This window comes from Peribacillus sp. NPDC097264, assembly GCF_050277925.1.
Lineage (GTDB): Bacteria > Bacillota > Bacilli > Bacillales > DSM-1321 > Peribacillus.
The window spans coordinates 44,605-50,630 of record NZ_JBNNSR010000017.1; the positions used below are offsets into that span (position 1 = coordinate 44,605).

At 41.5% G+C, this 6,026-nt stretch carries 7 protein-coding genes and 1 riboswitch; of the genes, 6 read left to right on the plus strand and 1 reads right to left on the minus strand.

Annotated elements, in window-relative coordinates; all coding sequences use genetic code 11:
• Positions 1–26: 26 nt before the first annotated feature.
• Positions 27–224: riboswitch (cobalamin riboswitch) on the minus strand.
• A gap of 282 nt (positions 225–506) precedes the next feature.
• The 5 genes from ACQKL0_RS19345 (at position 507) to perR (ending at position 4,261) form a co-directional block, all read left to right on the plus strand.
• Positions 507–929, plus strand: a complete 423-nt coding sequence (locus tag ACQKL0_RS19345) for a potassium channel family protein (RefSeq protein WP_402871377.1) — start codon at positions 507–509, stop codon at positions 927–929.
• A gap of 62 nt (positions 930–991) precedes the next feature.
• Positions 992–1,462 carry a thioredoxin-dependent thiol peroxidase gene (bcp, locus tag ACQKL0_RS19350; protein WP_402871374.1) on the plus strand — a complete coding sequence of 157 codons (471 nt, stop codon included), beginning with the start codon at positions 992–994 and terminating at the stop codon, positions 1,460–1,462.
• Between the two features lie 11 nt (positions 1,463–1,473).
• Positions 1,474–2,583 carry an aminopeptidase gene (locus tag ACQKL0_RS19355; protein WP_427689116.1) on the plus strand — a complete coding sequence of 370 codons (1,110 nt, stop codon included), beginning with the start codon at positions 1,474–1,476 and terminating at the stop codon, positions 2,581–2,583.
• Positions 2,584–2,728: 145 nt separating this feature from the next.
• On the plus strand, positions 2,729–3,673 hold the full coding sequence (locus ACQKL0_RS19360) for a D-2-hydroxyacid dehydrogenase (RefSeq protein ID WP_427689118.1): 945 nt from the start codon (positions 2,729–2,731) through the stop codon (positions 3,671–3,673).
• A gap of 144 nt (positions 3,674–3,817) precedes the next feature.
• The gene (gene perR / locus ACQKL0_RS19365; protein WP_402871367.1) at positions 3,818–4,261 is read left to right on the plus strand and encodes a peroxide-responsive transcriptional repressor PerR; all 444 of its coding nucleotides are present in this window, start codon (positions 3,818–3,820) and stop codon (positions 4,259–4,261) included.
• 67 nt (positions 4,262–4,328) lie between these two features.
• Here the strand turns inward: perR and ACQKL0_RS19370 are convergent, their stop codons facing one another.
• Positions 4,329–4,682 carry a YgzB family protein gene (locus tag ACQKL0_RS19370; RefSeq protein ID WP_402871365.1) on the minus strand — a complete coding sequence of 118 codons (354 nt, stop codon included), beginning with the start codon at positions 4,680–4,682 and terminating at the stop codon, positions 4,329–4,331.
• 189 nt (positions 4,683–4,871) lie between these two features.
• Here ACQKL0_RS19370 and ACQKL0_RS19375 point away from each other — a divergent pair, with 189 nt between their 5' ends.
• Positions 4,872–5,735: a nucleotidyltransferase-like protein gene (locus ACQKL0_RS19375; protein ID WP_427689120.1), complete on the plus strand. Its 864-nt coding sequence runs from the start codon at positions 4,872–4,874 to the stop codon at positions 5,733–5,735.
• The last annotated feature ends 291 nt before the right edge of the window (positions 5,736–6,026 follow it).

Here is a 6,026-nt window from a genome sequence, read left to right on the forward strand (position 1 = left end):
CACTTCCCTATCTCCCGTAGGTTAAAACAGTGTTGTCGAAATAGGCAGGTCTCCTGACTCAGGGAACTCTTACTTATCGCTAAAAGCCTTCCCAATCCAAAAGGATCAGTGGCATCAAACAAAAGCGCTATACATTCCCATTACAGTGGCGGGACCGTGCCGGAATTACACCGGACTTCCCTTTTAATCCTAAAAGCTTAGGAACCTATCTCCACATATGAAATTCATAAAAAACTCCGTCCGGAAAAACACGGACACTAAAATTTACAAAATATTATAAAAACTTAACCCATCTTAGCATATCCCGACCAAATGGGTCAACAAGGAAAAAGTCGGGAAATGGGGTCTGACCCCCACCATGTGGCACGAGATCCCATGCTGTATCTATGTTTTCTTGATGGTGCAGCAGCTGGGAAATAGGGTCTGACCCCTAAAACGAGCATATATTGACTCGCAAAAGAGTATGTATAAGGGAAGTGGGTTGTTTTTGAAATGAGGCGTGGGGGATGACCTTTTATATTTTGATTGTAGGGATTATCTTTTGCATGGTGATGAGCATTCGGACCTTATTTCTTTCTGAGTCGGAGGCAAAGAAGTTTTCTCTTGAAGATATGCTGTGGCTCGGCAATTTATATGCGACATTATTAGTCGGTTTTGCACTGATTTATTTATTATACGAGCTTCAGAATCATTCGGTGATTCTTGATATGGGCAATCGCTTGGATGGGACCTTTTCCGAGCAGCTGAAGACTTCATTTTATTTTAGTGCGATGACGATGTTCTCCGTCGGATACGGGGATATCTCCCCAATCGGTATTGGCCGGATGATCGCGACAATCCAAGCATTCATTGGCTATACGCTTCCTGCGGCATTTGTGATCAGGGCTGTCATCGATTTTGAACAGAAGGAAAGAAAGAACAAGAAATGAAAGTTGTGTTTCTTTCAATTATTGGGTACGCTTACCATGATGAAAGAAATGGAGGGTTTAGAATGACGGTCGAAATTGGAGAGAAAGCACCAGACTTTCAATTACCAGCAAACAACGGAGAACAAGTTACCCTATCAGGATTCAAGGGTAAACACGTTGTATTATATTTTTACCCAAAAGACATGACACCCGGTTGCACGACGGAGGCTTGTGATTTCCGTGATGCTAATGAACAATTCGAAGAGCTTGATGCTGTCATCATAGGCATTAGCCCGGACCCGGTAACACGTCATGAAAAATTCATTGAAAAACATGGGTTGCCTTTCCTGTTGCTTGCTGATGAAAAGCAAGAAGCCGCTGAATTATATGGCGTATGGAAATTGAAAAAGAACTTCGGTAAGGAATACATGGGCATTGAGCGTTCGACTTTCCTGATTGATAAGGAAGGAACGATCGTTAAAGAATGGCGTAAAGTCAAAGTAAAGGGCCACGTCGAAGAAGCGTTGGAAACTCTTCGTGACCTAGAAAAATAAGGTACAGGCTAATGAAGGATGAGCGACTTATCAAGCTTGCCAAGCAGCTGATTCATCATTCACTGAGGCTGCAGGCTAAAGAGCGGGTCTTGATCCGTGGGCCTGTTGCAGCAAAGGCCCTATTGAAGGAACTGATTGACGAAGCCTATAGAATGGGGGCCTATCCTTATGCGGAACTTGAAGATGACGAAATTACCAGTCATCTGCTAAAAGGGAATGTTAAGGAACAGCTCGATACCTTATCGAAATGGAATTATAAGAAATACGAAGATGTGGATGCAGTCATCATCATATCGGGCGATGGGAACGAAGGGCGAGGAGTGAGTGTCCCTCATGAGAGATATCGCCTTCAGGAGGATGCCATGAAAACGTCCACCATGTTCTTCGTCAATAACCGGCGCTGGGTGTTACTGAATTATCCGACCATTGGTTCTGCAAAAAAATCCGGCATGAGCTTTGAGCAGTATGAAGATTTCTTGTTAAACGTGTGCACACTGGATTATCACAAAATGGAAAAGTCCATGAAGCCTCTAAAGGATTGGATGGATCAAACGGATCAAGTCCGGATCATATCGCCGGGGACTGACCTGGCTTTTTCCATTAAAAATATCCCCGCTGTCATTTGCGCTGGTAAAAACAATCTTCCGGATGGTGAAGTGTTCACGGCACCGGTAAAAGACAGTGTCAATGGCACGATCTCCTTCAATACACCTTCTTCCTACCAAGGGAAGGTATTTGATGGGATAACCCTTTCGTTTCAAAAGGGGAAAATCATGAAAGCTACTTCCACCCAGTCGGACCAAATGAATCGTTTGCTCGATGTGGATGAAGGATCCCGGTACATCGGGGAATTCGCCCTGGGAATCAATCCGTATATCATGGAACCGATGGGTGATATCCTATTCGATGAGAAGATTAGCGGCAGCCTCCATCTTGCCACTGGTCAAGCTTACCAAGAGGCCGATAATGGAAATCAATCATCGTCTCATTGGGACATGGTCTTGATCCAGCGACCCGAATATGGCGGCGGAGCGATCTACTTTGATGATATACTGGTTCGTAAGGACGGTTTATTCGTGCCACGGGAATTATGCGAATTGAATCCAAATCAATTAAAATAAAGCCCTTTTTAATAGGGAGAGGCGTTTGTCCAACTCAAATAGAGGACCCCTGAATATGATTTAGTAAGGGAATACCTCCTCATAGAAAGTTGCGCGGGACATTCAGTGCCCGTGTTTTTTTATGTAAAGAAAAGGAGAGATAATCATGTTAGTATTTTCAACAATCATTCCGAATGAAGACATTCAAAAGAAGATGGCACAAGCATTTCCCGATTTGACATTCATTTATCAAGAAACTTGGGCGGATGAAAAGCTCCAAGAGGCCGAAGTTCTTATTACATATGGAGAAGATTTAACCGATGAAATCATTGAAGAGGCAGTGAACGTGAAATGGATCATGGTCATGAGTGCCGGATTGGAGTTAATGCCTTTTGCCGCCATTGAGAAACGCGGAATCATGGTGACCAACGCTAGGGGCATCCATAAAATCCCGATGGCTGAATATACAATCGGCATGCTTTTACAGTATGAAAAGAAATTAAGACAACTAATTGAGAATGAAGCGGGAGAAATCTGGGACCGGAAGATAGAAGTAGGCGAGTTGAATGGAAAAACGATGCTTATCCTAGGAACGGGGGCAATTGGAGGGGAAGTGGCACGTCTTGCCAAGGCTTTTAGAATGACGACCCTCGGAGTGAATCGTAGTGGGAAAGCCGTCGAACACATCGATCATCTATACGCCCTTACGGAGCTTGAGAAAGCATTGCCCAAAGCGGATTATATCGTAAGCGTCTTGCCTAGTACGGATGAAACGAAGGATTTGTTAAAGAAAGAACATTTTAAGGCAATGAAACGTACAGCCGTCTTCGTGAATATAGGACGGGGAGATCTGTTCAAGGAAGACGTGCTTATAGAGGCCATGCAGGAGCATGAACTCGCTCATGTGATACTGGATGTATTCGAACCTGAACCGCTAGTGAAGGGCCACCCATTCTGGAATATGGAGCAGGTCACGGTAACCCCGCACCTATCAAGCAAAAGCGGCGAATATTTACCAAGGACCTTTTCAATCTTTGAGGAAAACATGAAAGTCTACCTAAAAGACGGAAAGGATTTCATTAATATCATCGACCCTAAAAAGGGATACTAGGACCAACTAGAAAAACAGGAAATAATTAAATGAATGAGGAATAAACTAAGGGTGTAGATATATTGACAAAGCTTGCTTATGGGGAGTACACTATTTATAAACATTACAATGTAATAATTCATACTTAATTAGAAAAAGAGGTGGATGACGGTGTCTGAAGTTCAGTTGAAAGAAGCGTTGGATTCCCTTAAAGATACCGGTGTAAGAATAACTCCTCAACGCCATGCAATTCTTGAGTATTTGATAGACTCCATGTCGCATCCTACTGCTGATGATATTTATAAAGCGTTAGAAGGCAAGTTTCCGAATATGAGTGTGGCTACGGTTTATAACAACCTGCGTGTGTTTCGTGAAGTGGGATTGGTCAAAGAGCTTACCTATGGCGATTCGTCAGCTAGATTTGATTTCGTAACAACGAATCATTATCATGTTATCTGCGAAAGCTGTGGTAAAATCGTCGACTTCGATTATCCTGCATTGGATGAGGTCGAGCACTTTGCAGCACAGGTCACCGGATTCAACGTAAGTCACCATCGGATGGAAATCTATGGGGAATGCACGGATTGTGCAAAGAAAGAAGCACATTAAAAAAAGTTCCGCCACTTGGTTGGAACTTTTTTTGTTGCAAAAGCACTGTAACTAAAATCCATTCCATTCAGTCGTTCAGGCTTTTGCGATTATATTTTTCGTCGAACTCTTCGCCTTCCAGCTTTTTATCAAGGGTCAGCGTTTCATTGCAATGCATACATATATCGACCCTACCTAATATTTTCGTAGGCTTCCCACAGTTCGGGCAGATAACCTGTACCGACTTTGTGGACAGCATCCCAATCCAAAAGTAAACGCCCGTGCTTGCGATAATGAATAGAAGTCCAAGACCCATGAAGAGCGTCATGACGATAGGGTGCGACTTAAAGAATAGACCGATATACATCACGATAAAGCCAACGAAGATCAAACTTAAAGCAAACGTACGGATTTTATTGATTTTGCTAGAATATTTAGCCATGTTAGACCCTCCTAAAATATAACTTTAACTATAACATAAACTAAGGTTGGAACAAAAAAGAAATAAAGGATACAAATGACTTATGGTTGACCCGAGGAAAAATAGGAAGGAACATCTAGGCTCAGAAAACAGGATTTTTGAAGAGAATTGTCGAATGTAAAAAGAAAAATGGTTTTGGAGGAATTTATAATGGAAGATATCCTTCGCCCGATTTATCAAGAGCGAGCAAGTTTGAAGTCCACACTAGGGATTTTGTTAATAGAAAAAAGGGAGCACAACAGCCCCATCACAGATACGTTTGATTATGTCCTATTTGTCATCGTGGATGATGCAGAGGAACCTGTATTTTTAAAGCACTATACCTATCAAGATAAGAAAGCGGCTTTACATGTTGTAAAAGAAGAGCAAGTCAAGGAATGGATTTTATTAGGGTCGAATCGAAAAGTCGTGGATTGGATTTATAATGGGAAGATTTTATTCGACCGAAATGAATACCTGGAGCATTTAAAAACCGAGATCCGTGAGTTTCCCTTCTATGGAAGAAAGCTGAAGATGGGAATGGAATTTGCCAAGTTAATTCGTAGGTATAGGGATGGAAAAGACTTTTTTGAGAATGGCCATTATCTGGATGCCTATAACCATATTGTTCACTCGCTACATCATCTAGCCCGATTGGAAATAATAGAACAAGGTTTTCATCCAGAGGTGACGGTTTGGAATCAAGTGAAGCAAATGGAACCTGAAATATATAAGTTGTACGAAGAACTGATAAGCAGTGAAGAAACCCTGGAGAAAAGGTTGGAGCTTCTTTTTCTAGCTAGTGAGTTCCTTATTTATTCCCGTACCAATGCCGGTTCTCAACACCTACTGGAAATAATGAATGCTAGAGAAGGATCTTGGACCATAGCGGAGTTAATGGAGCATCCAGAACTAAGTTATTATTCAATCGATCTAGGCGTTCTTTTAGAATACTTAATTGAAAAGAAAGTAGTGGATACCATTAGAGTCGAGACCAAAGGGCACGATGTTTATCAGCGATTTTATAAAGTTTAAAAAAATATACTAAAAAATCATTTTTAGTATTGACCAATAATAATATAGGTGTTATATTAATACATGTCGCTGCGGGACATCAGCTTTCGCAGCTTCAACGAAGCTTTACGAAATAAAAAAACATCAAAAAACATGTTGACAACTTAGATGAAAACATGATAAGATGTATAAGTCGCTTACGAAGTAAACGACAACGAAATTGCTCTTTGAAAACTGAACAAAACAAAGCGCCAACGTAAATTTTGAGTGAGCACACACTATAAAAAAGCAAAATGAGCAAGTCAAACATTT

What these genes read in the sequence shown, in the direction of transcription:
- ACQKL0_RS19360 (WP_427689118.1), top strand. Translation starts at nt 2,729, where the DNA reads ATGTTAGTATTTTCAACAATCATTCCGAATGAAGACATTCAAAAGAAG.
- bcp (WP_402871374.1), top strand. Translation starts at nt 992, where the DNA reads ATGACGGTCGAAATTGGAGAGAAAGCACCAGACTTTCAATTACCAGCA.
- ACQKL0_RS19345 (WP_402871377.1), top strand. Translation starts at nt 507, where the DNA reads ATGACCTTTTATATTTTGATTGTAGGGATTATCTTTTGCATGGTGATG.
- ACQKL0_RS19375 (WP_427689120.1), top strand. Translation starts at nt 4,872, where the DNA reads ATGGAAGATATCCTTCGCCCGATTTATCAAGAGCGAGCAAGTTTGAAG.
- ACQKL0_RS19370 (WP_402871365.1), bottom strand. Translation starts at nt 4,682, where the DNA reads ATGGCTAAATATTCTAGCAAAATCAATAAAATCCGTACGTTTGCTTTA.
- perR (WP_402871367.1), top strand. Translation starts at nt 3,818, where the DNA reads ATGACGGTGTCTGAAGTTCAGTTGAAAGAAGCGTTGGATTCCCTTAAA.
- ACQKL0_RS19355 (WP_427689116.1), top strand. Translation starts at nt 1,474, where the DNA reads ATGAAGGATGAGCGACTTATCAAGCTTGCCAAGCAGCTGATTCATCAT.